Here is a 26,307-nt window from a genome sequence, read left to right on the forward strand (position 1 = left end):
AGATGTGTATAAGAGACAGCCCCTATCCCCTTGCTCCAGCCGTACCTCTACCCGTCCACCTTCCGGCGTAAATTTAACCGCGTTTGAGAGTAAATTCCACACAATTTGCTGTAAGCGTGCGGCATCCCCCAGGGTATTTGGCAAGTTAGGTGGCAGCTTAGTTTGGATCTGAATTCGTTTAGCTTCTGCGGCTAATCGCACTGTTTCTAATGCGGCGGCAATCACTGTCACCAGATCGATCGGGCAGATATTTAATGTCATCTTGCCCCGTAAAATGCGGGACACATCTAACAGGTCATCAACCAATTGAGCTTGCAGTTTGGCATTGCGCTCGATCGTTTGTAAGGCTTGCCGAGTTGCCGGTTGATCAAACTGCCTGGTTTGCAGGAGTCTAGACCAACCCAAAATGGGATTCAGTGGCGATCGCAATTCGTGGGATAGAATGGCGAGAAACTCATCCTTAATCCGATTGGCAGCTTCCGCTTCAGTCCGAGCCGCTTGCTCCGCCGCCAAACTCCGCGCCAGTTCAGTTTGTGCCTGCCGTTGGGCGGTGACATCTCGGACAGTGACGATCGCCAGCATCATTTTGCCTTGCTTATCCCACACTGGGGTAGCACTGTAACTGCCAATAAAGGTTTTGCCGGTATCGCAACGATGAATCTGAACTTCGCAATTCGCTAAAGTCTCACCCTGTAATGCTCTTGCAATCGGCCATTGGTCAAGTGGTATCAGGTTGCCCTGCAAATCATGCGCGACGATTATGTCAGGGAACTCCTGTAAGTGTTTTTGCACCTCTTCAACGCTGTTGTAGCCATGCAACGCCAGAGCGGCGGGATTAAAGGTCAGGATATTGCCCTCGGGATCGGCAATCACCAATCCCTCAGACATATTATTAATCACCGCTTCCAGTTGTCCTAAACTCGTTTCAAGTTGATGCAGGACTTGTTCTCGCTCGGCTTCTATCCGCTTTTGCTCGGTCAGATCCAGAAAGAACGCGATAATTTCTTGCTGTTGGTCATAGGGCTGTTGCAGCAGTGCTGACCCAATCATGATGGGAATCCGACTTCCATCTTTGCGAAGATATTCCTTCTCAAACGGTGTGGCAATTCCCCTGGTTCTCAACTCCTCGATCGCCTGATCATCGAGGGGTAGGAACTCCGAGGGAGTCATATTTGTCCACTGAATTTGCCCGGATTCAAGGTCTGTCCGGCTATAGCCCACCATCCTCAGGAAATAATCATTGGCGTATTGAACTCCGCCCTGAAAATTGCCAAAGGCAACGCCAAACATATTGGATTCCACGAGGCGACGAAACCGCCGTTCGCTCTCTCGCAAATTTTGTTCTGCCCGTTTACGATCGCTGATATCCACCGTACAGCCAACGATGCGGATCACCTGTCCCTGGTCATCTCGAATCAAGCATCCTTGCTCCCAGACATCGACCCAATGCCCCTGTTCATGACGAATGCGGTACTCGGAATCATAAAAGGGATCAGAACTGGCAAATAATTCCACCACACGCGCTTGCAAACGAGCCATATCCTCCGGATGAACCCGTTCCTGCCACCAACTGGCACTTGCCGGTGCATCGTTACGGAATACTCCGATCAGGTCGTATAGCTTGTCTGAGCGATAAACGTCATTAGTCTGTAAATTCCAGTCAAAAATTAGCCCATTCACTGCCTGAGTCACTAACCGAAATCGAGATTCACTTCGCCGCAGTGCCTTTTCCGACTGCTTGCGTTTCGTCATATCTTGAATCACCATCACAAGGCGGCTGACCTCTCCTTCAGCATCATGAATCACATTCCCAGTGACTAGCACCCAAACAACTCTGCCGTCCTTGCGTAAATACCGTTTTTCCGCCTGGTAGATGCTGGTTGTCCCTTGCCGCAAATTCGCGAAATAATCTTGCTCCCGTTCCCGCTCCTCCGGATGGTTAATATCGTCTACGGTCAGCGTCAGCAATTCGGCTTCTGTGTAACCTGTAATTGCGCAAAGTGCTGCATTAACATGCAACCAGCGTCGAGTTTTCACATCGGCTTGTGCCATGCCCACACTCGTCACAGTGAACATGGCACGAAAATCGGCTTCACTTTTCTGCAAGGCAGCGGCTGCCTGATTGCGATCGTGCTCGATCCGCTTGCGATCGCTAATATCGCTGACTAAACTACAATATCCTTCTACCTCGCCGTGGGCGTTGATATGGGGAATGTAGTCTGCTTTGACATAGCGAGTTTCTCCTCCCTGATACGAAATTTGGCTCTCATAGCTGACGGGTTGACCTGACAACACCTGTTCCATATAGGGGAGCACTGCCTCATAGGCACTCTCGCCCAAGACATCTCGAACGTGCTGATGGGTCAATGTGGCGGCAGGCAAGCCAAGCCATGTTTCATAGGTCTGATTATTGAAGCGATAGTAATGCTGCTTGTCTACATAGGCGATCAGAACGGGCAAAGTATCGGTAATCAGCCGCAATCGATTTTTCTCTTCAAGTAGCGTTTTCTCGCCAGGGGAAGTTATTTGAGAACCAACGTTCTGACCAGTTGCAAACACACCACCAACTTGATCGATCCCGTCCCAGACCGGACTATAGTGCCAGGTATAGTAAGAGGTGGCAGGATTGCCCTCTCGATGACCAGGGAACGGTTGATGCTGACGTTGCAACGATCGCTGCGTGGAGAAAACCTGCTCTACGTCTGAAGCTAGTCTGTCCCACTCTGAATCATGATTTGTAGCCAGAGATGTCCCGACTGGCGCAACCATCTGATGTTCCCGTAAAACAGCGGAGTAAGCATCGTTATACATCAGGATGCGATCGTGCCCCCACACCAAGAACATTGGACAACTGGTATTCAACAGAATATTCAGGGCTGTCCTGAAACAGGGTGACCAGGATGCGATCGCACCCAGAGACGTGAGTGACCAATCCTGTGTTTGCATCAGCATCGCCATCTCACTATCGCCAAGAAAACGGTGTTCTGATGCAGGTTGATGCTGGGTCATTTTACTGTTTTTGCTTCCATAATGAAATATTTAGTTAAAAGTGCCTTGCTGCCCTGCTTAAGCTCCTCTGACGAAGCATGATGGAGTTGTTCAAGCAACGATCGCAGTTGCTTTAACGCCAGAGCCGAAGGCTGCATGTGCCCATTCTCCCAACGGTTAATGGTTTCATAGGCAACACCAAGCTCGGCAGCAAATTGTACCTGGGTCAGTTGCATAAGTTGCCGCAGTTCTCGCACCAGACAACTAATGGCAGGTTGCCTCAGGGCAATGGAGGCTTTAGCCGATTTGCCTACAGAAGAGGTCATATAGTTTGGCGACTATGATGTTCGTCATATTGCATCATCTGTCAAACCATAGAGAAACAGAATCTATCTTAGGGGAGAGTAATTTCTAACGAATTGCAACAACCGAATTGCAACAACACAGTTCTGAGTCGCGATCGCAGGTATCTCCCCTACCCTCCGGCGATTGACTCAATCCCCCAACCTGAGTCATTGACATTAAACCAATCGTTCGGTACAGTCAGAACAGATTGAATGCAACTGGTTTCTGGACAGATGAATTATGCTCCAGGGTTGGGGTGACACTAAATAATCCGATATTTCATGACTTATGCCACTAAATATGTTGATATGAATTCGGGCGGTAAATCACTAAATGTATTAACGAAACATTAGGAGTTAGTCACTATGTCTGACGTGGTTAGTCGCCCACCGTTGCCACCTTTTACGCTTGAAACGGCTACGGCAAAAGTCCAAGCGGCAGAAGCTGCCTGGAATACTCGTGATCCCGATCGGGTTGCTTTAGCCTATACCGAAGATTCGGAGTGGCGCAATCGTGCGGAATTTATTCAGGGACGGGCTGCGATCGTTGAATTTCTCCAACGTAAATGGGCAAAGGAACTCGATTACCGCTTAAAGAAAGAACTCTGGTGTTTTATGGATAATCGCATTGCGGTGCGGTTTGAATATGAGTGGCATGATGATTCTGGGTTCTGGTATCGCTCCTATGGCAACGAAAACTGGGAATTTGCCCCCAATGGGCTGATGATGCGCCGCTATGCCAGCATTAATGATTTGCCGATTCAGGAAGCAGACCGCCAGTTTCGTTGGGAACGCCACTCCAGTCATTAACCTCTGGCAAAGTGGAAGCTTGAACATAGGGAGCCCCTCAACCCAAGGGACTGATTGCGTTACGCCCTGAGTTGATGGACTAAAGCAACCCAGTCATCCATGAGATCGCTATCTATGGCTTCAAAGCCAACTTCCGTCAGAGCGTGGTCAATCTCCGGTTCATACTCTGTAGTAAAGCCAGAGGTAATCAGGAAGCCAGGTTGGTCAGTTGGTCGCAGGGCGGCTCGGTAGTCTTGAATGAGCAACAAATGGGCACGTCCTAAGATGTTGGCAACAATTAGATCAAAGCTGGCGGTGGGTTCCACAGTGGTGACTTGGTCAACCGTTGCCAAACCCATCCAGTGCCCCATTGTACTGCCCTGTCCCAAACTACCTTCTGCTACCGTCACCTGAGACTCGACCTGATTGCGGCTGACGGCATCTTGAGTCGCTTGAACCGCGATCGCATCATTATCGAGGGCTAACACCGTCGCGCCTAACTTGGCGATCGCCACACTTAAAATGCCAGAACCACAACCTAAATCGAGCGTATGCATCGTTGGAGCAACATATCGTTCCAATAATTGCAGAGCCAGTCGTGTGGCGGGATGTAGCCCACTACCAAACGACAACGTTGGCTGCAATCTGATCGGAATGTCGGTTGGGGCTGGGGCATACTTCGCATCCGGCGTGAGGATGACAAACGCTTGACCAATCCGATGGGCGCAGGGTTCAGGACGTTCTTCCGTAGGGTGATTTTCGGCAACCTCGATCGCTTGCAATTCGGTGATCATGCCAGTGCGTTGTAAAGGTGACAGCAACTGCTGAATCTCGTCTAGGCGGGATCTGGCTTGGCGATCGTGGGGCAAGTGGAAGCGCAGCGTTAACGGCCAGTCCGATGGTTCAGGATGGGAAGGGGGAGCGTTGTAGGCAGTGACCGTCACCTGACTGGTGTAATCCGTTGAGGAAAGTAATGACCTGACCCAGTCAACCGCTTCGTGGGTGGCATCAACGCTTAATTCTAGCCAGGACATAAGACTTCCTCTGACAACGACTGCGGTAGGGTACTGCTACTTGGTTATACCAAAAGTCGATCGCCAACGAGTGGTTGACGGAAAAATTAGAGATCCCGTTACCATAGAACCTAGATCAGGTTCAGCCACCTAACCATCATGCTTGAGCTTGCAGAATCCCTCACCCATTGTTTTTTGCGGAAATTTGTGCCCGCTCATCGCTTTCTGCGAATTCAGACCCATACGATCGGGCGGCAGCATGTCCATCAAACCCAGTTAGATAGTGTGGCGATTAAAGTTTTGAACTGGAATATTGCTAAGCAAAATCATCATCCCCGGTGGTTACGGGATTTTCATACGATTCTGCATCGCTATCAGCCCGACCTGATCTTTTTGCAAGAGGTGCGTTTAGGGCTAGATGCGGATCATGCGGTGGATCTGGCAGACATGAGTTGGAACTATGCTCCCAACTTTATCGATGCGCACCATCAAGCCTATTCCGGGGTGTTGACGGCAGCTAAAACTAATGCCAGTCACAGTCGGGCGATCGTCACAGAACACTATGAACCGATCGTGCAAACGCCCAAAGTTTCGCTAGTGACGGCATATCCGTTAGCGCATCACTCGGAAACCCTCTTAGCCATCAACAGTCATTTAATTAATTTTGTCAATTTAGCCACCTTTCATACTCAGTTACAGGATTTGGAGTTGACCTTATCTACCCATCAGGGTCCGATCATTTTTGCCGGAGATTTCAATATTTGGAGTGCCGCCCGATCGCAACTCCTTGAGCAAGCTGCCGCCCGACTGGGGCTACGACCTGTCACATTTACACCCGAGGATCATCGGCACATTAAACGGTTCCTCTGTTCACCCCCATTAGATTATATTCTCTATAAAGGATTAGTCGAACACCCTATGCAAGCTCAAGTGCTAGATCAGATAACGTCCTCTGACCACAAGCCTATGTTGGCAGAGTTTGCCGTCGGGAAGCGTCAGGAGCGGGGTAATGAAGCTCCATGACCAGTAATGGATTGGTGGTTATTTCCAGTATTTTAGTCACGGCGGTTCATACCTTAGGAGTGCTAACGGCGGCTCATGCGGTGATGCAAGTCCGATCGTCGCAAGGTGCGATCGCCTGGGGCATGTCGCTGATTACTTTTCCCTGGTTGGCACTCCCGTTATATTGGGTGTTTGGTCGTAATCACTTTCTGGGCTATCAAGAAGCCATGCGCCGGGTCTATATTCAACACCACGAGCGAATTCATGAGATTTACCGCCAGTTAAAGACCCATCAGGTTAGTTTGCCAGAACCGTTGACCTCCCTGGATCAGCTTGCCAGACTGTTTACGCCCCTTACCTTTACGGCTGGCAATACGGTGACCTTACTGATTGATGGACAACAGACCTATGCCGCTATGTTAGGCGCGATCGCGCAGGCGCAGCACTATATTCTGTTGCAATCCTATATTATCAACGACGATGAAACTGGACGTGATTTCCAGCAAGCCTTGATTGCACGAGCACAGCAGGGAGTGCGAATTTGTCTGCTGTATGATGAAATTGGCTCGAAGAATATTTCCCGATCGTATATTCAAGCTCTGCGCCAACAAGGTATTCAGGTTAGTGCCTTCCATACTACTAAAGGTAGGGGAAATCGCTTGCAAATTAATTTCCGCAACCATCGCAAAATTTTGGTTGTGGATGGTGAAACAGCGTTTGTCGGTGGATTAAATATTGGCAATGAATACCTGGGCAAAGACCCTAAACTCAGCCCCTGGCGCGATACCCATATACAGATATCTGGCCCGAGTGTTCAAGCCTTACAAAGCAGTTTTTTAGGCGATTGGTATTGGGCAACGGGTGAACTTCCAGAGGTGTTCTGGCAAGTGCAGCGCGACTTTGGTGGTCATGCCACTGCCCTAATCTTACCGACGGGGCCTGCCGATCCGTTCCCGACCTGTCAGCTATTTTTGATCAATGCGATTAACCTGGCACACTCTCGCCTCTGGATTGCCAGTCCCTACTTTGTTCCCGATGAGCCAGTCTTAGCGGCGTTAAAATTAGCCGTTATGCGCGGTGTGGATGTGCGGATTCTCTTACCTAATCGTCCCGATCATTTGTTTGTCTATCTCTGTTCCTTTGCCTATTACACTGAGTTGCAATCCGTTGGGATTCAGCTCTATCGCTACAAACAGGGGTTTATGCATCAGAAAATCATGTTGATTGATCAGGCGATCGCGGGAGTTGGGACAGTCAATTTAGATAATCGATCGTTTTTCCTCAACTTTGAAGTCATGGGATTTATCACTGAGGCTGACTTGATTCAGTCCATAGAAACGATGCTACAGGCTGATTTAACCGCATCCATCAAAGTGAATCTGGATGAATATTGCCGCCAACCGTTTTGGTTTCGCTTAGTGGTTAAAACCGCTCGCCTGTTGTCACCAATTCTGTAACTAACTGAATGCCGGACAACTCGAAATCACTTCCTGAATCACATCAAGAAAATTGTATAAGGTAGGAGAGCCGCTATCCTGTCGCCAAACCGCCGTGATGTGACGAACTAACGGTTTGCCTTGAATTGGCTTGTAGACTACCCCTTCACGATGAAGTACCTGTACATGATTGGGCAAAATTGCGACACCCACTCCGGCGGTGACTAGGCTAAGTAATGTGACAATTCCAGTGGCGCTAATGGTGTTCACAATTTTTGGGTCAAATCCTGCTTCTCTACATAAGGTAATAATTTGTTGATAGAACGGCAGGATGTCCAGTGGCGGTAAAATAATTGCTTCGTTTTTCAATGCCTGAAGCGGTACTTGGCATTGCTCTGCAAGGACGTGATCTGCGGGTAATACCAGTAAAAACTCTTCCTGAAACATTGGCAGCACATCCAGGTCTGCATCCCCCTCGCAGGGAACTTCCGAACGATGAAATACTATATCAAGTTGATGATTTTTGAGGAGTTGAATTTCCTGTAGCATGGTGACTTCACGTAACTCCAGCACCACATCTGGGAAGCGCTGCTGAAATCTTCTCAGCACTTGAGGGAGGATTGTGTTGGCAACAGAGTTATGAATCCCGACAGTCAAATGACCAGTCTGCCCCTGACTTGCTCGTTGAGCTTGAGCAATAGCCCATTCAAGCTGGGAGATCGCAAGCTGAGCTTCCCTAAAAAAAACCTTACCCGCTTCAGTCAGTTCTACGGGATGCTTGCTGCGATCGAACAACTTCACGTCAGGAGTTGTATGAGTCCTCAATGACCGCTCTAGGGCTTGAATTCTCTGGCTGAAGGGAGGCTGTTTAATCCCGATTTGCTTTGCCGCCTCACTGAAGTTGTTGTTAGTCTGCACCAGCAAGATGAAATAGCAGATTTGTCGCAGCTCAAACTGACTGAGGTACAGAAGATCCATCATTCTCTTTACTATATCTTGAAAAATATTTTACTATACTCTCTAATATTTTTTAAAATATATGCCTAGGAGCAGCTTACTGTTCTTAGAGGATGTTTTAAAAGTATCAAAACGATTGCACTAGCCCCCTAAATCCCCCTTTCTAGAATGCCATCAGGCTATATTCTGGGGGACTTTGAATCCGGTTCCCCCCAGAATTGGGGGGTTAGGGGGGCAGTTCAGGTAACGATTGTGACTTTTCAAACGCTCTCTTAAGTGCGAGAAGGAAGCTACCATACCTCTGATGACACAATCATGTCTAACCAATAGCCCCTTGAGACAAATTTATGAGCATCGTAGATCCTATCGTTTTCACATCTAGCCGCCTTAACCGTCCTGAACTTCCGGCAACCATCAAAACTCAGGAAAATTCGATCACGACTCAAACGATCGCCTATTGTCACACTGCCCTCGATCGCAGCCGCTTTTTTAGTCAACTCAAAGCAGGGCATGTTACTCCATCCCTCATGCAGTATGTCTTTCTGCAATATCATCACTGGCGCGATCGTTTGCATCAGTGGTTTGGTCTGTGCATTGTCAAAGCTGGAAGCTGTAGCGATTCAGATCAAAAAGCGGCTCTGCTATCCTTATCGGATCATATTTTCACCGATCTACAAGATGGGCATACTGAGATGTTTGTAGAGTTTTTGCATGATCTTGATTTAAGCGATGATGACATTGCTGCTGCTCAACGTAGTGGGGCAACCTCAGCTTACGAGCGCTCTTTTTTCGATGACTTTGGCAATGGCATAGATAATTTCTACGAAGCTCTAGCGGCATTGAGTGGACGAGAATTGTGCGTGTCGATCCGTAATGCCATCATTCTTCAGTCTTATTTTGATGTTCGCCACCTGAAGCACCCGACCTGGCTCAGTCTTCATGCCGAGTTAGAACTCAATCATTTCCAGGACTCCATTCGTCCTGTATTGCTTCACCATAACAATGCGCTCCAGATCACTCGGGTGGTTAACGCCATTGAGCAAGGCATCGATCGCCACGTTCAGTATTTTGAGGATCTGTTGCAGGAGTATGAATCTACTGGCAGTTCATCTTAGACTGGTGACCACTGTGAGCAAGTTTTTCAAAATCGTTGATTGATTGCTCCGATGCCATACCGCCCCAATTGTCAGTTCTGGGGATTGGTCTTTGATCGTGCGATAAACCACTCCACGCCGCCGCAGATTTTCCACATTAGCTGGCAGAATGGAAATTCCCACACCCCCAGCCACAAGGCTTAGAGCGGTTGAGATCCAAGCAGTTTCCTGTCTGACGTTTGGCTTAAATCCTGCTGCCATACAAAGCTGGTCAATCAAATCACGTAGACCATACAGTAAGTTGGCAGGTGGCAGAATAAATGATTCATGAGACAGGGCAGCAAGGGAAATGCTACCAGAATGCTTGGCAAACCGATGTTTTTCGGGCAACACCAACACCAATGGCTCTTGCAAAACTGTTTGAGTGGTTAAGACCCGATCCTGATCATTGTCTAGAGCCGACAAATTGTGTAAATGGAAGAAGCCTACATCTAGCTGTTGCTGTTTTAGCTTCTCAATCTGGTCATAGGAGGCCAGTTCTTGCAGCGCCAGTGTCACATCGGGATATTGGGCGTAGAACGATCGCAGAATGTCAGGAAGCTTGCTGTTGGCGATCGAGGTATTAATGCCGATCGTCAAATGTCCCCGTTCCCCGCGCTTGATTTGTTGGGCTGATTCAATGGCTTGTTGAGTATGGGCAAGAATGAAGCGGGCTTCTTTCAAAAACGCCTGTCCAGCCTCAGTTAAGGCAAGAGGACTCCGTTGGGATCGATTAAATAACTCAAATCCTAATTTCTTTTCTAAACGCTGAATTTGTTTACTTAAGAGTCCTTGATCCATGTGCAGATAAACAGCCGCCCGGGTAAAGCTGAGATGCTCAGCGACCGCGATCGCAAATTTCAACTGCCGAAAGTCCAAGTCATCCCATGCTCTCATGATTATTTCGTCATTTTATTTTGCAAAATATGCCGATAATAACATGATTATCTGTGCTTTGATGATCTTCACGGCCAGGAAGTCGCTGAGGCAATATGCAATGATGCCGACAATGAGTACAGTTAACCGGGTGGCAATCGTGGGGGGAACCCATGGCAATGAATTGATTGGCGTACAGTTGATCAAAAAGTTTAACCACCAGCCTGAACTGATTCAACGATCCAGTTTTTCGACTCAAACCCTACTGGGAAACCCTCAAGCGATCGCGGCAAGGGTGCGCTATATCGACCGAGATCTAAATCGCAGTTTTGAACGCGATCGTCTGCAAGACCCCACCTTGACGAGCTATGAGGATCAGCAAGCCAGACAGATTGATCAAAAAATTGGCATCTCTAGCGGTGCGCCTGTAGATGTGGTTGTAGATCTGCACAGCACAACCAGCAATATGGGCTTGACATTAATTATCGATCAGGAGGAAGGGTTCACATTGCAGTTGGCCGCCTATCTCCAGCAGATGAATTCCCTACTTAAGGTTTACAGTACGGCTCGTTCTGGAAGAAGGCAAGATTCGCTGCGATCGCTGGCCAAATTTGGTTTCTGCCTTGAGGTAGGTCCGATTGCCCAAAATGTTCTCAACGCAGAGTTGTTTCAGAAAACAGAAGGGTTAGTTTATACAGTTTTGGATTATTTAGAGCAGTACAACCGCAATCAAGTTTCGCTACTGAATCGCTCACTGACGCTCTATCGCTATCTGGAGGCGATCGACTATCCCAGAGATGCGCATGGAGATATCCAAGCCATGATTCATCCACAGCTTCAGTCTAAAGATTATCAACCGCTTTATCCAGGTGATTCTATGTTCTTAACTTTTGACGGAGAAACAATTGTCTATGAAGGTGCAGAAATTGTGTATCCCATATTTATCAATGAAGCTGCTTATTACGAGAAAGGTATTGCTATGTGCCTGACTCAGAAAGAAAAAATTATTTTGAACTGAATAATTGATCAGATAACTAGTGAATAAAACAAAGGGAGAACGCTCAGTAAATACTCAAAAAATCTTACTCTTATGAGAATCTGAGGATTCATAGAAAAAAATGAAGCATCTCTTTTGTAATGTAGCAATATCGGTCGTATTACTCACTCTGAATCAACCCAGCCTTGCTGCATCAACCGCGAATCAAGTTCAACAACTCTATGCTAACTACTTTGAGGGAACAGAGCGATGGGTATGTTTTCATCATCATGACACAAACCATGTTGTTGCATTTTATCAGTGGTCTAAACCAGAGCAAGGAGACAATAAGTTAACGCTAGTCGTTCATGCACAAGATCACTCGTTATTGGGTAGTTGTACGATTAGTGCGTTTGAACCGTTGCGAAATGCGGCATTTGAACTGGGAATTGTACCACCGCGAATTAAATTGATTCACTATGTCACCAATCGCATTGGTAATGTAGTTTCCGGGAGCCGAACGGTTTATCAGTGTACTGTCCCGGCTCAACAGCGCGATCATCGTACTGATGTCCAATATGATACGGCTTACGACCTTGGCAGCTTTCAGAACCTGTGCCGATAAAGGCTGAGAACTAGCATCATGGCTTGTCTGAAAGTTCATCTATTCGATCGTGGCTCACTCGGCTTGAACCGTCGTTTAGGAGTTAGTGGTGAGATGCAATTACTGATACTCCTTCTAATCTTGAGTTTGGCGATCGGGGGGATAGTTCCCAGCCCAGCCAGCGAATTCCCCCCGATTAGGGGACTTCCCCAGCCGACTGTCACTGACCTGTCACAGTTGCCACTACCGCCGGATACTGGATCGCCGAGTAGACCTGCCAGAGGTGGTGGCACGTACTAGACCTGCTTAATGATCAGCGCTAGTAGCGTGGCAATTAGCCGATCTCGCTCCAGGGGAAACCGTTCTTTGCCATAAAAGATTTCCTGTGCCAACACATACGACACCAGGGAACCAATGAAAATATGGGCAACGGCTTCGGCATCGGTAAAGCCTAACTCTGGGTGTTGCTGAAAAAACTCGGTCATTAACTGTCGTCCTTTTTGAATCACGGTGCGTCCGTACAATTTCGCCAGTTCAGGAAAGCGCACCGACTCCGCAATAATCAACCGCAACAACGCCACATACTCCTCATCCACAATGTGGTTGAGAAATCCTTCAGCGAACTGCCGCAGCAATAGTTTGGGTTCCCCGTGTAATTGATCAATGCTAAGAATTGCCTGAAACCGCCGAATCGTCATGCGCTCCATTAAGGCAGTAAACAACCCTTCTTTATCTTGAAAGTGGCTGTAGATCGTTTGTTTGGACACCCCCGCCTCCGCTGCGACCCGATCCATACTGGTGCCAGCGTAACCGGATTGCAAAAACACCTGGACTGCCCCCCGCAAGATTGCTTCTTGCTTCGGAGTGTATTGGGGAGTCGCACTAAAAGCCGCGATCGCAGATGCAGACGCATTTAATTCAGCCATGAGAGGGAAATCTCGCCGCAGATTCGTTAAATTTTACCAATCTGGTTTAAATCATACTAGACGGTCTAGTATGATTGGCGTAAGTTCATCATTTATGATGTTTCGTCAGAGGTCGGGGTGATGACACCATCAGTTTCTGCTCCAGACGTACCCGCAGCACAGACAAACCGGAAAGTTAATCCCCGGATTTTGTTCGGAGTGGTTGTAATAGCGGCTGTGGGGTATTGGGGGTGGCGGCAGGTCTTCCCACCTCCAGCCTCGACCGTGTTAACCGTCAGTGGTCGGATTGAGGCAGATGAAACTGACATTGGCGCGAAAACGGGGGGACGAATTGCCCAGATTTTAGTACGAGAGGGAGATCCGGTCAAAGCCGGTCAACTGGTGGCGGTGATTGAGGACGAGGAAGTTGACCAGCAATTGCAGGCCGCGATCGCCCATGTTAGTGCGGCTCGCCAGGAGGAAGCTCAGGCTCGGTTAGACATCAGTGTTGCCGAGAGTCGCATTCAAGAAGCGGAGGCGAATTTAGTTCAGTCCCAGGCAGATTCGCAAGGTCGAGTGCAGCAAGCGGAATCGACGGTAGCGGCCAGTCAAGCCCAGGTGGCTCAAGCCCAGGCTCAGGTGGTGCAGGCGGAGGCAGAGGTGAAACGAGCAGCAGCACAATTGAAATTAGCTCAGCTTGATCGCGATCGCTTTGCTGCCCTGGTGGCACAGGGGGCGATTAATCGACAACAGTTTGACCAGGCGCAAACCAATGCCGAAACGGCTGAAGCGAATCTCGATACGGCGCGGGCGACGCTGGCGGCTCAAGTCGCTGCCGTTCAAACTGCCAACCGTCAATTCCAGGCGGCTCAGGGCAGTTTAACCCAAACAGAATCAACCACCCTGAACCCGACCATTCGCAGCAACCAACTCGCTGCCTATCAACAACAAAAAGCCCAGGCGGAGGCTCGGTTAGCGGCGGCCCAGGCGAATGTGAAAGCGGCGATCGCCAATCAACAGCAGTTACAGAAACGGTTAGATTCCTTTCAAGTGACCAGTCCGATTACCGGAGTTGTGCAGGATCGCCCAATGGAGCCGGGAGCCGTGGTCACCAGTGGCAAGACCTTACTGACGATGATTAATCCCCAGGCGATTTACCTGCGGGCGTATATTCCCCAGGGAGATATTGGCAAGATTTATGTGGGTAAGTCGGCGCGGGTGTTTCTCGATGCCAATCCCCAGCAACCGTTACCCGCTAAAGTCAGCGCGATCGATCCGAAAGCGTCGTTTACGCCAGAAAACATTTACTTCCAGAAAGATCGGGTCCGGCAGGTGTTTGGTGTCAAGCTGGCGATCGAGCAAGATCACGCCTACGCCAAACCGGGAATGCCAGCCGATGCCGAAATTGATTTGAAGTAGCGGCTGAGAGCAGCAGGGGGCAGCATGACCACTCATTCCATTGCCGATTCCACTCCGAATAGAATGGCTGCGATCGCCACTGATCCGCCTCTGATTCAGGTGGAGAATTTACACAAACGCTACGGAAATTTGCTGGCAGTGCAAGGGATCGACTTTCAGGTGTATCCCGGTGAAGTGTTTGGGCTGATTGGGCCGGATGGTGCGGGGAAAACGACGACCTTTCATATCCTGGCAGGTATTATGGAAGCCTCCAGTGGGCAGGTAGATGTTTTGGGTAAACAACCCCGCCATGCCCGTCTAGATATTGGCTATTTAACCCAACAGTTTTCGCTCTATCTCGATCTCAGTATCGACGAGAATTTGCGCTACGTTGCCGGATTGCGCCGGGTGTCAGAGGCAGATTTTCAGGTGCGGCGGGACAAATATCTGAAGTTGATGAACTTAGATCAGATTGGCGATCGCTTAGCCGGTCAGCTTTCCGGTGGCATGAAGCAAAAGCTGGCATTGTGTTGTGCCTTGATTCCGCAACCCCAAATTTTATTACTTGATGAACCGACGACGGGAGTTGATCCGGTCTCCCGGCGGGAATTTTGGGATGTGCTGGCAACCTTAGCCAGTGAAGGCATGACGATCGTGGTTGCTACGCCCTATCTGGATGAAGCTGAGCGCTGTCATCGGATTGCCTTAATGTATGCCGGAAAAATTCATGAAATTGGAACCTTAGCTCAATTACGATCGCACCTGGGGCTACAACGATTAGAAGTTCGCACAGCAGACATTCCAGCCACAGAAGCGGCATTACTCCCACTAATTCAACCAGCGTCAACGGGAATTGCGGATGTCCAAACCTTTGGCGATCGCTTAGATGTGTTAGTTGCTCATCCCCAAGCGGCAGAAGAACAGGTGAGAACTGCGATCGCTCAACAATTAATTGATCTTACCAGTCTGCAAACGACGGCGGCAACTCTAGAGAATGTGTTTGTCACACGATTACGTCAACAAGGATCTGATCCGCCCTTTATCCCCTTACCCCGCAGCAAACCATCGTCACCTACCCCGTCTGCCACTGCCTCAAGCATTGCGATCGGAGCAGAGCATCTCCATAAAACCTTTGGCAGTTTTCGGGCGGTGAAAGCAGTCAATTTAGCGATTCACTATGGCGAAATTTATGGCTTGCTCGGAGCTAATGGTGCTGGAAAAACCACTACCATCAAGATGCTCTGTGGGCTGCTGCCTGCCTCTAGTGGCAAGATTTCCCTGGCTGGACAAAGCCATGATTTACGGGATCAGACGTTACGGCAGCGGATTGGCTACATGAGCCAGAAGTTTACCCTGTACGACGATCTAACGGTGGTGGAAAATCTGGAATTCTACTGTGGAGTGTATGATGTTCCCCGGCGCGATCGGCGGCAAAAGATTGACTGGGTATTGGAAACCTGCGGCTTAATCGGACAGGAGCAGATGTTAACGGGACGACTGCCAGGAGGCTGGAAGCAACGAGTCGCGTTTGGGGCATCTGTCATGCATGAACCCGAAATCTTGTTTTTGGATGAACCGACCTCTGGGGTTGATCCCTTAGCGCGGCGGCAGTTTTGGCGGTTAATTAATGATCTGGCTCGACAAGGAACGGCCGTCCTGGTCACCACTCATTACCTGGAGGAAGCGGAACAATGTAATCGGATGGGATTTATGGTGGCGGGAGAGGTCGTAATCCAAGGTTCGCCCAGTGAAATCAAAGCGGCTCAACCGGGACAATTGATTGAACTGCGGGTCGATCGCAATCAAGTAGCTTCTGATATCCTGAAAACTCACCTAGATCGTTGGCGGGTGGCGATTTTCGGCGATCGCTTGCATGTCGTTCTCGATCAACCCGATCAGGATATTCCCAATGTTGCAGCCATTCTGGCAAACGCTGGGATTCACCTGCAATCGCTACGTCCAGTCCCCTTCTCCCTGGAGGATGCCTTTATTAGTGTGGTACAGCGAACGGAGAGCGGCACGACTCATCTCGCGGTGTAAGCCATGAAACGAATTCTTTCGCAAGCAATTAAAGAATTGGCGCAATTTCGGCGCGATCGCCTGACTCTAGCGCTGGCATTAATTTTGCCCATGATGACTTTAATGATTTTTGGCTTTGCGATTCGGTTAGAAGCCAAGGATATTCCCCTCTTCGTGCAGGATTTGGATCAAAGTGCGTTAAGTCGGCAGTATCGCGATCGCCTATTTGCCACCAATCTGTTTACGCCCGTCACCTGGCAGGGCAATCCAGAGGTGGCTTTGGATCGCAGTATTGCCAGAGCCATAGTGGTGATTCCCCCCGACTTTAGCCGCCGGATTACCGCCAACAAACCGAGTGATCTTCAAGTCATTGTCGATGGCACTGATGCCAACAATGCCCGAGTGATTCGGAATAGCATTAAAGCCACGACCCAATTTTTTCTGCAATCTGAACACCTGGTTCCGACAACAGCCTCGATTTCGGCAGCGACCCGACTCTGGTTTAATCCCGGACGGCAGGAATCCCTGTACATTGTGCCAGGGGTCTATGGGGTAGTGTTATGGATTTTCCCCTCGTTACTCTCCGCGATCGCGATGGTACGGGAAAAGGAAAAAGGCACTATTTTGCAGGTTTATGCCTCCGATCTGAGTGCAGGTGAATTAATCTTAGGTAAATCGCTGGCCTATTTAGTGGTTGGCATTGGCATGGCAATCACCGTGATGGGATTAGGCAGTCTAATTTTTCATTTAGGCTTTGTGGGTGATCCCACTCCTCTCTTGCTGGGAACCCTATTGTATTTATGGTCAAGCGTGATGTTTGGCTTGATGCTGGGGGCACGAACGAATAATCAAAATTCAGCTGTTCAGGGAGTTTCGATCGTGGGTTTCCTCACGGCTCTTTTATTAAGTGGATTTATTTATCCTCTCAGTAACATTCCCTTTCCCCTTTCATTAGTTTCAAATATTGTGCCAGCCCGGTATTTTATTGAAATCAGTCGGGATGCCTTTGTCAGAGGCATTGGCTGGTCAGGAGTCTGGTCAAACTTAGTGATTATTCTATTGCTGGGAACGCTGCTATTTACAGTAGCTCGAAAAGCCCTACGTCGAATGCAGCTAGGAGATTAGATATGGTGCGACGATTGTTTGCAGGACGATTCTGGGCATTAGTTCGCAAAGAAATTCGGCAAATCTTTCGGAATAAGCAGTTAATTATCCTCTTGATCTTTCCACCGACGATTCAACTGCTCATCTATGGCTTTGCCCTGAACCCTGATGTTCACCATCTCAAACTTGGGGTTGTGGACTATGCTCAAACATCGGTCAGCCGATCGCTCGTAGCCGCCTTCACCGAAAATCAAATTTTTGATGCCCAGACCATCACCTTTGATGAAAAAATTCTGACCCAGCAAGTAGAAACCGGAAAACTGGCGGCTGGCTTAGTGATTCCTCCCAACTTTAGCCGAGCGATCGCCAATGGCGACTCTACGACCGTCCAGGTCTTCATTGATGGAGTGGATGCCAACACCGCCGGAATTGCCAATGGATATATCAATCAGATTGTGCAGCAATTTAGTCGGCAGCAATTACAACCAGATACCACTCCATTAGTTTCCACTCAAGTCATTTTCTTCTACAACCCTGGATTAACCAGCAGTTGGTTCTTTGTTCCCGGTGTCATGGGATTGGTCGTGACATTGATTGGCTCGATCGTGTCATCCATTACCGTTGTCAAAGAAAAAGATACTGGAACGCTAGAACAACTCCTAATGACTCCCGCCGCTGCCTGGGAAATTTTAGTGGCGAAAGTCGTGCCATTGTTCATTCTACTCATGGGGGATGTGCTACTGGCATTGACGATCGGGCGGGTAATCTTTTCTGTACCCTTTCGCGGCAGCTTTCTCTTATTTATGACATTGTCTGGGTTATATATTTTTGTTGGCATTGGGATTGGCATCTTACTCGCCACCCTATGTCAATCCCAACAGCAAGTTGTTTTAACCACCTTTTTCATCAACCTGCCGATGGTACAACTCTCTGGCGCAATCGCCCCGATCGAAACCATGCCCAAGTTCTTCCAATACCTGGCGATCGTCAACCCCCTGCGTCACTACATTGCCATCATTCGAGGCATCATCCTCAAAGATGTTGGGCTAGCAGCCCTATGGCCAAATGTCTTAGCCTTAGCCTGTTTCGCCATCATTCTACTCACCATTAGCATTAACCGCTTCCGTAGCCAGTTGAGTTAACGATGACTCCTTACGATCGCCTGATCACAGAGACTATCAGGAAAAGCACTGGCATAACCTGAAATCAAATCTGCAATGTCAAAATACTAAAGCGACGTGTGTGATTGAGGTAGGCGAAGCGTGGATGACAGAAACTGCCTTAGTTCTTGATTGGCACTTCAGCCGATTCTATACCAAATCGTTCATATTTAACGGGTTGAAGGAATCGCTGAAGGGTGGCTAGGAGCGAGTGGCTTTGGGGTTCTTGCAACCATAGCAATGGGAGTAGTGCCACAACTCGCAGCCCACTGGAAATGGCGAATAGTTGCATCATGCCATTTGCCCCGGCTAATTCAATCAGCCAACCGCCAAACATTGTTCCGACTGCCCCACAAACTCCCCCGATCGCTGCCGTGACGGCGAAGTATTTCGTCTGGTGCTGCATTGGAGCGATCGCTAATTGCAGGTTATTCATACACAGGTTGATCGCTGCCCATGTACCACCACTGAGCAAATGGAGCAGGGGAAACCAGAGCCAGATTGACATGGCAGTGTTGCCCGTTCCCAGCCAGAATAGCGGAATCAGAGCGACTAATGCGCCAACGAACAGGAGGATCGGACGATTCCCAATGCGATCGGCCAGTTTACCCCAGAGCATCAACATCAGGAGATTGGCTCCAGCATCTAAGCCGTTGTAGAGCGTCACCCAACTTAAGTTCAACGAGAGGTTATCCAGCAAATAGAGATTAAAGAATGGATTACTCAAATTGGCACCAAATGCCCATAACCCGCCGTATAAGAGAAACAATAGGAAATGCTGATTCTTTACAATGCTGGTGTGTGCCCTGTCCATCGCTGGGCTACTGACAGCCGCGATCGCACTGGTTGCTTCGTTGATTAAGGATTCACTAGAGATATTAATCTCAGGGGTGCTTGTAGCTAAAGTCTCGATCTCAACGATGTGGGCAACCTGAGGATTCACATCAACCATACAGGCTTGAAAACCCAGGCTAATGAAGCCAGCCACCACACCCACCAGTACCATGACACCGAAGCCCTGAATGGTTCCGCCTGCCCAGCGAGACACAATCAGCCCGAGTAAGGGAATTGCTACCAAACTGGTGAGACTGAAGGTGCTATTGCGGAAGCCAAAGTAGCGTCCGCGTAACTGGCGGGGAACCAATGCCGCTAACCAGGCAAGCCACGATGCACTGCCGATCGCACCTAAAACATGGGTAACTGATAGCACTGCCAGCGTCGCCATAATCATTTGCTGCGGATACAGAGGATGCCAGCTAAATCCAATAATAGCGATCGCTAAGGGCAACCAGAGAATCCGAGAAATGCCATAGACCCAGGCTCCATACCAACGGCGGCTCGTTGTGCGATCAGACCAATAGGCTCCCAGGGGTTGCAGCAGGTTAGCCATCATAGGAATGGATGCCAACATGCCGATTTGGAACGGAGTCGCATGGAGTTCCACCAGAAAATTACTCAGTAAGACACCGCCAGTAATGTTGGTAAAAATCGTGGCAAAGACACCATCTAAGGTCGAAGCTCGCAAACTCGATCGAATCTCAGCCTTAGCCAACTGAGTAGGTTGCGATCGGGGGATCGACAATTCCCACACCAGCGATGCTTCTGAAATTTCCTGGCTAGGAATAATCATTGTTTCTTCAGTTAAAGAATTTGTCACCCAGTTTTTCCTTAAAAGCCGCTATTTAAATTGGTTTAGGGAATGAAATCAGTCACTGCTAAAACAGTTCTCTGTAAGAGACAAACCACACGATCGGTATGATCACAACTTAGCAATTGAGTCGGGTTGGCTGAAACAATATGCTGTTTAGCATGCCCTAAACCAGGAGCAAAAGAAACATCATGATTTCTCCCTCAGGACATTTAATAAAGTTGTAATCACTAATGGTTTAACCTCTGACAATCTGTAACCCTGACCTGCCAAAAAAGAGCAACTTCTGCGGCTCTATGTTGCTTTGACTGGGTAGTGATTCTGTAGACGAAAAATTGACAACCTGAGGGCAGGCGTAGCGATCAATACAGGCGAGGGTCAATCAAACTTTACCTAATTGATGACGATCTATTCTGGCGAAATGGAGGAGTAACTGGTTACCTGTGCTAGCCACGAAGGTCTATTTTTCCTGGATTGTTTACCCATCGTTGATGATGGTGCTAAATAGGAATCTTGCCATATTTCTTAGCGACCTGGGTGAATGCCTCAACGCAGCGATCGATCTGCGATCGGGTATGGCTGGCGGATAGCTGCACTCGAATCCGCGCCTGTCCCTGGGGCACAACGGGATGGCTAAAGCCCACCACATAAATGCCTTGCTCGAATAAGTCCTGTGCCATGTCCTGGGCGGGTTTGGCATCATAGAGCATGATCGGTGTAATCGGATGGACTCCAGCTTTAATATCAAATCTCTGTTCACTCATACGCTGACGAAAATATTGGGTATTTGCCATTAAGCGATCGCGTAACTCGCTTGATTGCTCGATCATCTCCAGCACAGTGATACTGGTATAGGCAATCATCGGTGCTAAGGTATTGGAGAACAGATAAGGACGCGATCGTTGCCGCAGTAGATCGATAATCGCTTGATGTCCAGAGGTAAACCCACCGGAGGCTCCCCCTAAGGCTTTGCCCAACGTGCTGGTAATCACATCGACCCGCCCCATCACCTGACAATGTTCGATCGAGCCGCGTCCCATCGCTCCTAACACCCCTGTACCATGACTATCATCGACCATGACAAGGGCATCGTAGGTATCTGCTAGATCACAAATCTGTTCCAATTTTGCAATCTCGCCATCCATGCTAAACACGCCATCCGTGGCAATCAACCGGATTTTAGCCGCCTGGGTCGCTTGCAAACAGGCTTCCAACTCCCGCATATCGCTATGGGCATACCGATGCCGTTGGGCTTTACACAGCCGAATTCCATCAATAATGCTGGCATGATTCAGGGCATCACTGATCACCGCACATTCCCCATCCAATAGCGTCTCAAATATCCCCCCATTGGCATCAAAACAGGAGGTGTAGAGAATCGTAGCTTCAGTCCTTAAAAAGGTTGAAATTTTGGCTTCTAAGGCTTGATGAATGGTTTGAGTACCGCAAATAAAGCGTCCCGATGCCAGCCCAAAACCATACTTGGCTAATCCGGTCTGAGCCGCTGCTATCACGTCGGGATGATTGGCAAGTCCGAGGTAATTGTTGGCACAGAAGTTTAAGACCGAGCGATCGCCCTGAATCTGGACTTCTGCCCCCTGGGGTGTGGTCAAGACCCGCTCCGTTTTGATCACACCGGATTGACGAATCTCTTCTAACATTGATTGCACGATCGTTGTCGCTGTTTTATTCATGAACACAACACTCCTGCATCTTGTTTAGTGCCAGACAGTTGCGTCAGCATCTCCTTAACAATTGCCGCTAGATCATACTGATGCTGCCAACTCCAATCGGCTCGGGCTTTGGAATCATCAATCACCGAGGGCCAGGAATCGGCGATCGCCTGCCGAAAATCGGGAATATACTCACAGGTAAACTGCGGTAAATGGGTTTGAATTTCCTGCACCAGTTCCGCCACCGAAAAACTTACGGCTGTCAGGTTGTAGCTAGAGCGAATGGTAATGGCTGACGCATCGGCTTGCATAATGCCCACAATGGCACGAATCGCATCTGCGATATACATCATGGGCAACCGGGTGTCAGGACGGACAAAGCAGGTATACGTCCCTGTTTGCAACGCCGCATAGAACATCTCCACCGCGAAATCCGTAGTTCCACCTCCCGGAGGCGTACTGTAGCTGATGATCCCCGGTAAGCGCAAACTCCGAACATCCACCCCAAACTGGTGGGCATAGTAGTGACAGAGCAGTTCCCCAGTTACTTTGGTAATCCCGTACATGGTGGCTGGATCTTCGATCGTCACCTGGGGAGTATCCAGTTTGGGAGTATGGGGCCCAAACACCGCGATCGAGCTAGGAAAAAACACTTGCAGATCAAAGGATCTTGCCAATTCTAGAATGTTACGCAACCCATTGATATTCACCTCCCAACAACGATCGGGCTGTTGTTCTCCCGTAGCAGATAAGACTCCAGCCAGATGATAAATGGTGTGAATTTGATAATGTTTGATCAGGTGAACTAATTGGGCATGATCGGTGACATCAAGAATTTCATAGGGATACGCATTGTCATGTACTGGAGGGGCACGCCGACCACTGGCAATCACCTGCCTGGCTCCATACTGTTGCCGTAACGCTATCACCAGATCGCTACCTAGTTGTCCTTGCGCCCCAGTCACCAAAATTTGATTCATAGTTATCCCACCTAGCCCTGCTCAGGCGGCTACCGGATGCACCGCTAAATCATATAACGTATGCAGAAGGCGTTGAATTTCCTCGATCGTGTTGTAATGGGTACAGCCGATTCTCAACAGACCGCCACTTGCCTCTACACCGAGCCGTTGGGTCAGGTTCAGGGCATAGAAATTGCCATTCCAGGCAAAAATGCCGCGATCGCTCAATGCCTGGGCAAGGATTGCCGGACTGTAGCCAGCCAACCGCATCCCTACCGTCGGAGTGCGCCAACTGAACTGAGTTCGATCGGCGATGCCATAAAGGGTCAATCCGGGAATTTCCAGCAGATGGGGAATCAGGGCTTCCGACAGCGATCGCTCATAGTCTTGAATTGCTGCCATGACCGTCATGAGAGCCTGTCGCCGGTTGACTACCGTGGGAGCAATGCGCCGACCCAGTTCGGTTAAATAATCAATGCTGGCAATCACCCCAGCTAACCCCTCAAAGTTTTGCGTCCCCGTTTCCCACCGCCAGGGACTCTGATCCGGAGCAGGACGCGGTTTGTAGGGATGTAACCCGGTGAAATGCTCACGTTTCCCGTAAAGGATGCCTACATGCGGCCCAAAGAACTTGTAGGCGGAGCACACTAGAAAATCACAATCCAGCGATCGCACATTCATCAACCCGTGGGGAGCATAATGCACCGCATCCACAAATACCCAGGCTCCAACCGCATGAGCTAGCCGCACTACTTCAGCGACATTGTTAATCGTGCCAACGGCATTCGAGGCATAGCCGATCGCAACGAGCCGAGTTCGAGTGCTAATTAAGTTTGCCAATTCCGCCAGGTCGAGGGTGCAGTCCTCGGGATGAATCCCAACGGTGTGAACCACTACGCCCTGTTCCTGCAACGCTAACCAGGGGGCAACATTGGCATCGTGATCGAGGCTAGTGACAATAATTTCATCTCCTGTCTGTAATTGCCGTCCGATCGCGCGGCTAATCGCAAACGTTAAGGTAGTCATGTTTGCCCCAAATACCACCTCATCAGCATCACAGCCTAAAAAGTCTGCCACCACTGATCGTGCCTGTTCAACTAAGGCATCGGTGCGGGTACTGGTGATAAACGCTCCATGTAAATTGGCGTTAGCCGTAAGCAAATAATCCGCGATCGCATCAACCACCTGCCGAGGCACTTGCGTTCCACCCGGCCCATCCAAAAACACGACAGGTTGCCCATTGATTTTTTGCCGCAATGCCGGAAATTGGGCACGAATCCAACCCAGATCGAGCATAGTCATGGGGATCTCCTGTTAGGCAGTAGGTTCGTCAGGTGGAAACAGACCAGGGCAGGTAAGGACAAACACATCCCGGGTGGCTGGCTCAACCTCGATTGCGTTTACCGGTGAGGTGTAGTGGAAATATTGATCATCCCGAAATACCAGAAATTCACCGGGATGCAGCACCTTACTAAAGGCCGGTTGGGAATTCTCCTTGGTTTTGTAAAGGTGAGTTTCACCCCCCCCAATGCCATGACGATCGACGGAAAAGATGCCAACCACATCAACCCCATCCCGATGAATGCCTTCCGGGGCAGGATTTCCCAACTTTTGAGAGGAAGCTGTGGTGCGAATCTGATGCACACCAATTTCTAACGAAGTAGAACACAGTTGGCAGAACTGGAAAAACTCCCAAATTAAACGCTGAAAGTCTTCTAGCTGAACCAAGGCATCCTCTAGCTCATCATATTCCCGAGTCACATCGCCCAAGAGAGGATTATACTGTTTACTTTGAAACAACCGCCGATGGGGTAATTTGATTAAGCGATCGCCGACTACTTTAAAGTGAGACAATCGCCGAAAGCGGTAGCCCCCGTCCAGATAGGGATCGGCAGGGAGATTGGCAAAGGTAGGTACAAGCTGATTCACCTGAATTGCCGTCAACATTTCTAGAACATAACTGGCTAAACAGTTGGCGGTTGGCTTGATGAATTCCTGTGGTTGGGATAAGTTCAACATTTAATTTGACTTCCTTACTTACTTAAATCAGCAACAGCCGTTATAATTTAACAGGCGACTGATGAGACAGAGTTTAAGCAAAAAACTTGAGGTTAACCAGGGCAACGTAGCTCCTAATCTGAGGGCGAACAACTAGGAGAAGTTACATTATTAGCAGTGATCTACAATATTCCGATTGATAGATTTTCCAGAGTTTTATCAACCAAGTTAATCAACGAAATATCGTTAGATATCACGCTGGGAAAGAGGCTTGATTAGATTGACTCTTCTACTCCCAATTGTAATGACATTTTTTGGGGATTGTCGATCCCCGGATGTTTAAGTTTATGGAATCGTCGATCCCCAATGGGTATGACAGTTTTGTTACAACATGTTGCAGTATAGCGTGGCGATCGGGCGCTAAAAGTTCATCATAAGCAGATAACTAAAAGGACGAGTTTCACCTCAACTCGCCCCAACAGTCACCTGAATCTGCTGGCAAAGCGATTCAAGACTTTGCTATTTTGCGGCAGTAACTTCAATTTCCACTAACCAGCCTGGTCCCACTAATTGAGTCACCTGAGTCCGAGTCCGTACTGGAATGTCGGGCTGTTGGCGAGTGCCAAAAAACTCCCCATAGGCTTCCTGAAATGCACTGAAATCGGCTTTGCCATTTTGGGCAGGATCACCGACCAAATAGCCATGCACCTTAATCACATCTTTCATCGAGTAGCCTCGTTTTTTCAGGATGGCTTGAATGTTGGTCAAAATATTTCTGGTTTGGGTCTTCGTATCGCCATAGGCTGCCGGTGTACTGGGATCGGCATCGGGATTGATCACCGGAGGCACCATCCCACTGAGAAATAAGAATTCCTTGTTACCCGGTACAGCCACCGATTCCAGAAATTGGTTCACGTAAGGCGACTGCGGATCGAGCCGATAGCGCACGATCGAATTAGCCGCCTCAACTCGCCACATCGAAGCAACCAGTAGCGTCATCATGCCTAAAACTAGCAAAATGGGTTTAATTCGATGGATACTCTTCATAAGTATTGATTCCTGATCAGGTAAACGGGTCATCGCTACAGTTTTCCCTGAAACTACCGTCAGATAAATTCGGTGATTCATAGTGTTACAAAAATTCAGAGTTTAGCGCCTGAATTATTTTTCCCTTAGGAAAATATTGTTTTTTCCTCTACGGTTTGAGTGTAGTGGGTAAGCCACTATAATTGTTTTTTCTCCATTAAAAAGAGAATATTGAGTGCCCCTGTGATGTCAGGTTTGTTTCTTATCGGCAAAAATATGGGCATTCTATCAAGTAGCGA

At 48.8% G+C, this 26,307-nt stretch carries 23 protein-coding genes; 11 read left to right on the forward strand and 12 right to left on the reverse strand.

What is annotated here, in order from left to right:
* Both ACN4EK_RS14790 and ACN4EK_RS14795 read right to left on the reverse strand, forming a co-directional pair.
* Positions 1-3,009, reverse strand: a 3,009-nt coding sequence (locus tag ACN4EK_RS14790; RefSeq protein WP_431658736.1) for a PAS domain-containing protein, incomplete at its 3' end; no start/stop codon positions are given.
* Entirely contained in the window at positions 3,006-3,314 is a 309-nt protein-coding gene (locus ACN4EK_RS14795) for a helix-turn-helix domain-containing protein (RefSeq protein WP_431658737.1), read from the reverse strand. The genes ACN4EK_RS14795 and ACN4EK_RS14790, both read right to left, overlap by 4 nt.
* Before the next feature lie 384 nt (positions 3,315-3,698).
* Here ACN4EK_RS14795 and ACN4EK_RS14800 point away from each other — a divergent pair, with 384 nt between their 5' ends.
* Positions 3,699-4,142: a nuclear transport factor 2 family protein gene (locus tag ACN4EK_RS14800; protein WP_431658738.1), complete on the forward strand. Its 444-nt coding sequence runs from the start codon at positions 3,699-3,701 to the stop codon at positions 4,140-4,142.
* Positions 4,143-4,201: 59 nt separating this feature from the next.
* On the opposite strand, the gene ACN4EK_RS14805 is transcribed toward ACN4EK_RS14800, so the two are convergent.
* A complete protein-coding gene (locus ACN4EK_RS14805; protein WP_431658739.1) occupies positions 4,202-5,155 on the reverse strand; it encodes a 50S ribosomal protein L11 methyltransferase in 954 nt (317 codons plus the stop codon).
* Positions 5,156-5,293: 138 nt separating this feature from the next.
* Here ACN4EK_RS14805 and ACN4EK_RS14810 point away from each other — a divergent pair, with 138 nt between their 5' ends.
* Both ACN4EK_RS14810 and cls read left to right on the forward strand, forming a co-directional pair.
* A complete protein-coding gene (locus ACN4EK_RS14810) occupies positions 5,294-6,157 on the forward strand; it encodes an endonuclease/exonuclease/phosphatase family protein (protein WP_431658740.1) in 864 nt (287 codons plus the stop codon).
* A complete protein-coding gene (gene cls, locus ACN4EK_RS14815; RefSeq protein ID WP_431658741.1) occupies positions 6,154-7,593 on the forward strand; it encodes a cardiolipin synthase in 1,440 nt (479 codons plus the stop codon). The genes ACN4EK_RS14810 and cls overlap by 4 nt, the downstream gene beginning before the upstream one ends.
* Here the strand turns inward: cls and ACN4EK_RS14820 are convergent, their stop codons facing one another.
* Positions 7,594-8,553: a LysR family transcriptional regulator gene (locus ACN4EK_RS14820; protein WP_431658742.1), complete on the reverse strand. Its 960-nt coding sequence runs from the start codon at positions 8,551-8,553 to the stop codon at positions 7,594-7,596.
* Between the two features lie 323 nt (positions 8,554-8,876).
* Between ACN4EK_RS14820 and ACN4EK_RS14825 the strand changes: the two genes are divergently transcribed.
* Complete coding sequence (locus tag ACN4EK_RS14825; RefSeq protein ID WP_431658744.1) at positions 8,877-9,644, forward strand: hypothetical protein; 768 nt, start codon at positions 8,877-8,879, stop codon at positions 9,642-9,644.
* Here the strand turns inward: ACN4EK_RS14825 and ACN4EK_RS14830 are convergent.
* On the reverse strand, positions 9,636-10,559 hold the full coding sequence (locus ACN4EK_RS14830; protein ID WP_431658745.1) for a LysR family transcriptional regulator: 924 nt from the start codon (positions 10,557-10,559) through the stop codon (positions 9,636-9,638). The two genes, ACN4EK_RS14825 and ACN4EK_RS14830, sit on opposite strands and share 9 nt — an antisense overlap.
* Before the next feature lie 112 nt (positions 10,560-10,671).
* On the opposite strand from ACN4EK_RS14830, the gene ACN4EK_RS14835 reads away from it, so the two are divergent.
* The 3 genes from ACN4EK_RS14835 to ACN4EK_RS14845 all read left to right on the forward strand — a co-directional run bounded on the left by ACN4EK_RS14835 (position 10,672) and on the right by ACN4EK_RS14845 (position 12,418).
* The gene (locus tag ACN4EK_RS14835) at positions 10,672-11,556 is read left to right on the forward strand and encodes an aspartoacylase (protein WP_431658746.1); all 885 of its coding nucleotides are present in this window, start codon (positions 10,672-10,674) and stop codon (positions 11,554-11,556) included.
* A 100-nt stretch (positions 11,557-11,656) separates the two neighbouring features.
* Positions 11,657-12,139 carry a hypothetical protein gene (locus tag ACN4EK_RS14840; protein ID WP_431658747.1) on the forward strand — a complete coding sequence of 161 codons (483 nt, stop codon included), beginning with the start codon at positions 11,657-11,659 and terminating at the stop codon, positions 12,137-12,139.
* A gap of 18 nt (positions 12,140-12,157) precedes the next feature.
* Positions 12,158-12,418, forward strand: coding sequence for a hypothetical protein (locus ACN4EK_RS14845; protein WP_431658748.1), 261 nt, complete (start codon positions 12,158-12,160; stop codon positions 12,416-12,418).
* Here ACN4EK_RS14845 and ACN4EK_RS14850 read toward each other — a convergent pair.
* A complete protein-coding gene (locus ACN4EK_RS14850; protein WP_431658749.1) occupies positions 12,415-13,044 on the reverse strand; it encodes a TetR/AcrR family transcriptional regulator in 630 nt (209 codons plus the stop codon). The two genes, ACN4EK_RS14845 and ACN4EK_RS14850, sit on opposite strands and share 4 nt — an antisense overlap.
* 120 nt (positions 13,045-13,164) lie before the next feature.
* Between ACN4EK_RS14850 and ACN4EK_RS14855 the strand changes: the two genes are divergently transcribed.
* Genes ACN4EK_RS14855 through ACN4EK_RS14870 form a run of 4 tightly spaced genes read left to right on the forward strand, consistent with a single transcriptional unit; the run spans position 13,165 to position 18,686 of the window.
* On the forward strand, positions 13,165-14,442 hold the full coding sequence (locus ACN4EK_RS14855; protein WP_431658750.1) for an HlyD family secretion protein: 1,278 nt from the start codon (positions 13,165-13,167) through the stop codon (positions 14,440-14,442).
* Between the two features lie 24 nt (positions 14,443-14,466).
* Positions 14,467-16,461, forward strand: coding sequence for an ATP-binding cassette domain-containing protein (locus ACN4EK_RS14860; protein ID WP_431658751.1), 1,995 nt, complete (start codon positions 14,467-14,469; stop codon positions 16,459-16,461).
* 3 nt (positions 16,462-16,464) lie between these two features.
* Complete coding sequence (locus tag ACN4EK_RS14865) at positions 16,465-17,565, forward strand: ABC transporter permease (protein ID WP_431658752.1); 1,101 nt, start codon at positions 16,465-16,467, stop codon at positions 17,563-17,565.
* A gap of 2 nt (positions 17,566-17,567) precedes the next feature.
* Positions 17,568-18,686 carry an ABC transporter permease gene (locus ACN4EK_RS14870; RefSeq protein ID WP_431658753.1) on the forward strand — a complete coding sequence of 373 codons (1,119 nt, stop codon included), beginning with the start codon at positions 17,568-17,570 and terminating at the stop codon, positions 18,684-18,686.
* Positions 18,687-18,825: 139 nt separating this feature from the next.
* Here the strand turns inward: ACN4EK_RS14870 and ACN4EK_RS14875 are convergent, their stop codons facing one another.
* From ACN4EK_RS14875 to ACN4EK_RS14900, 6 genes are all read right to left on the reverse strand, one after another.
* Positions 18,826-20,361: an MFS transporter gene (locus ACN4EK_RS14875; protein WP_431658755.1), complete on the reverse strand. Its 1,536-nt coding sequence runs from the start codon at positions 20,359-20,361 to the stop codon at positions 18,826-18,828.
* A gap of 491 nt (positions 20,362-20,852) precedes the next feature.
* Positions 20,853-22,046: a glycine C-acetyltransferase gene (locus ACN4EK_RS14880; protein ID WP_431658756.1), complete on the reverse strand. Its 1,194-nt coding sequence runs from the start codon at positions 22,044-22,046 to the stop codon at positions 20,853-20,855.
* The gene (locus ACN4EK_RS14885; protein ID WP_431658757.1) at positions 22,043-23,005 is read right to left on the reverse strand and encodes an NAD-dependent epimerase/dehydratase family protein; all 963 of its coding nucleotides are present in this window, start codon (positions 23,003-23,005) and stop codon (positions 22,043-22,045) included. Before ACN4EK_RS14885 ends, ACN4EK_RS14880 begins: the two co-directional genes overlap by 4 nt.
* A gap of 21 nt (positions 23,006-23,026) precedes the next feature.
* On the reverse strand, positions 23,027-24,286 hold the full coding sequence (locus tag ACN4EK_RS14890) for a cysteine desulfurase-like protein (RefSeq protein ID WP_431658758.1): 1,260 nt from the start codon (positions 24,284-24,286) through the stop codon (positions 23,027-23,029).
* A 12-nt stretch (positions 24,287-24,298) separates the two neighbouring features.
* The gene (locus tag ACN4EK_RS14895) at positions 24,299-25,003 is read right to left on the reverse strand and encodes a 2OG-Fe dioxygenase family protein (RefSeq protein ID WP_431658760.1); all 705 of its coding nucleotides are present in this window, start codon (positions 25,001-25,003) and stop codon (positions 24,299-24,301) included.
* A 498-nt stretch (positions 25,004-25,501) separates the two neighbouring features.
* Positions 25,502-26,029 (reverse strand): RidA family protein, encoded by a 528-nt coding sequence (locus ACN4EK_RS14900; RefSeq protein ID WP_431658761.1) that lies wholly within the window; start codon positions 26,027-26,029, stop codon positions 25,502-25,504.
* Positions 26,030-26,307: the final 278 nt, after the last annotated feature.

This window comes from Pantanalinema rosaneae CENA516 (assembly GCF_050753385.1).
Lineage (GTDB): Bacteria > Cyanobacteriota > Cyanobacteriia > Leptolyngbyales > Leptolyngbyaceae > Pantanalinema > Pantanalinema rosaneae.

What these genes read in the sequence shown, in the direction of transcription:
- ACN4EK_RS14830 (WP_431658745.1), bottom strand. Translation starts at nt 10,559, where the DNA reads ATGAGAGCATGGGATGACTTGGACTTTCGGCAGTTGAAATTTGCGATC.
- ACN4EK_RS14890 (WP_431658758.1), bottom strand. Translation starts at nt 24,286, where the DNA reads ATGACTATGCTCGATCTGGGTTGGATTCGTGCCCAATTTCCGGCATTG.
- ACN4EK_RS14845 (WP_431658748.1), top strand. Translation starts at nt 12,158, where the DNA reads ATGGCTTGTCTGAAAGTTCATCTATTCGATCGTGGCTCACTCGGCTTG.
- ACN4EK_RS14870 (WP_431658753.1), top strand. Translation starts at nt 17,568, where the DNA reads ATGGTGCGACGATTGTTTGCAGGACGATTCTGGGCATTAGTTCGCAAA.
- cls (WP_431658741.1), top strand. Translation starts at nt 6,154, where the DNA reads ATGACCAGTAATGGATTGGTGGTTATTTCCAGTATTTTAGTCACGGCG.
- ACN4EK_RS14795 (WP_431658737.1), bottom strand. Translation starts at nt 3,314, where the DNA reads ATGACCTCTTCTGTAGGCAAATCGGCTAAAGCCTCCATTGCCCTGAGG.
- ACN4EK_RS14820 (WP_431658742.1), bottom strand. Translation starts at nt 8,553, where the DNA reads ATGATGGATCTTCTGTACCTCAGTCAGTTTGAGCTGCGACAAATCTGC.
- ACN4EK_RS14800 (WP_431658738.1), top strand. Translation starts at nt 3,699, where the DNA reads ATGTCTGACGTGGTTAGTCGCCCACCGTTGCCACCTTTTACGCTTGAA.
- ACN4EK_RS14880 (WP_431658756.1), bottom strand. Translation starts at nt 22,046, where the DNA reads ATGAATAAAACAGCGACAACGATCGTGCAATCAATGTTAGAAGAGATT.
- ACN4EK_RS14865 (WP_431658752.1), top strand. Translation starts at nt 16,465, where the DNA reads ATGAAACGAATTCTTTCGCAAGCAATTAAAGAATTGGCGCAATTTCGG.
- ACN4EK_RS14825 (WP_431658744.1), top strand. Translation starts at nt 8,877, where the DNA reads ATGAGCATCGTAGATCCTATCGTTTTCACATCTAGCCGCCTTAACCGT.
- ACN4EK_RS14850 (WP_431658749.1), bottom strand. Translation starts at nt 13,044, where the DNA reads ATGGCTGAATTAAATGCGTCTGCATCTGCGATCGCGGCTTTTAGTGCG.
- ACN4EK_RS14855 (WP_431658750.1), top strand. Translation starts at nt 13,165, where the DNA reads ATGACACCATCAGTTTCTGCTCCAGACGTACCCGCAGCACAGACAAAC.
- ACN4EK_RS14885 (WP_431658757.1), bottom strand. Translation starts at nt 23,005, where the DNA reads ATGAATCAAATTTTGGTGACTGGGGCGCAAGGACAACTAGGTAGCGAT.
- ACN4EK_RS14835 (WP_431658746.1), top strand. Translation starts at nt 10,672, where the DNA reads ATGAGTACAGTTAACCGGGTGGCAATCGTGGGGGGAACCCATGGCAAT.
- ACN4EK_RS14895 (WP_431658760.1), bottom strand. Translation starts at nt 25,003, where the DNA reads ATGTTGAACTTATCCCAACCACAGGAATTCATCAAGCCAACCGCCAAC.
- ACN4EK_RS14860 (WP_431658751.1), top strand. Translation starts at nt 14,467, where the DNA reads ATGACCACTCATTCCATTGCCGATTCCACTCCGAATAGAATGGCTGCG.
- ACN4EK_RS14810 (WP_431658740.1), top strand. Translation starts at nt 5,294, where the DNA reads ATGCTTGAGCTTGCAGAATCCCTCACCCATTGTTTTTTGCGGAAATTT.
- ACN4EK_RS14900 (WP_431658761.1), bottom strand. Translation starts at nt 26,029, where the DNA reads ATGAAGAGTATCCATCGAATTAAACCCATTTTGCTAGTTTTAGGCATG.
- ACN4EK_RS14805 (WP_431658739.1), bottom strand. Translation starts at nt 5,155, where the DNA reads ATGTCCTGGCTAGAATTAAGCGTTGATGCCACCCACGAAGCGGTTGAC.
- ACN4EK_RS14840 (WP_431658747.1), top strand. Translation starts at nt 11,657, where the DNA reads ATGAAGCATCTCTTTTGTAATGTAGCAATATCGGTCGTATTACTCACT.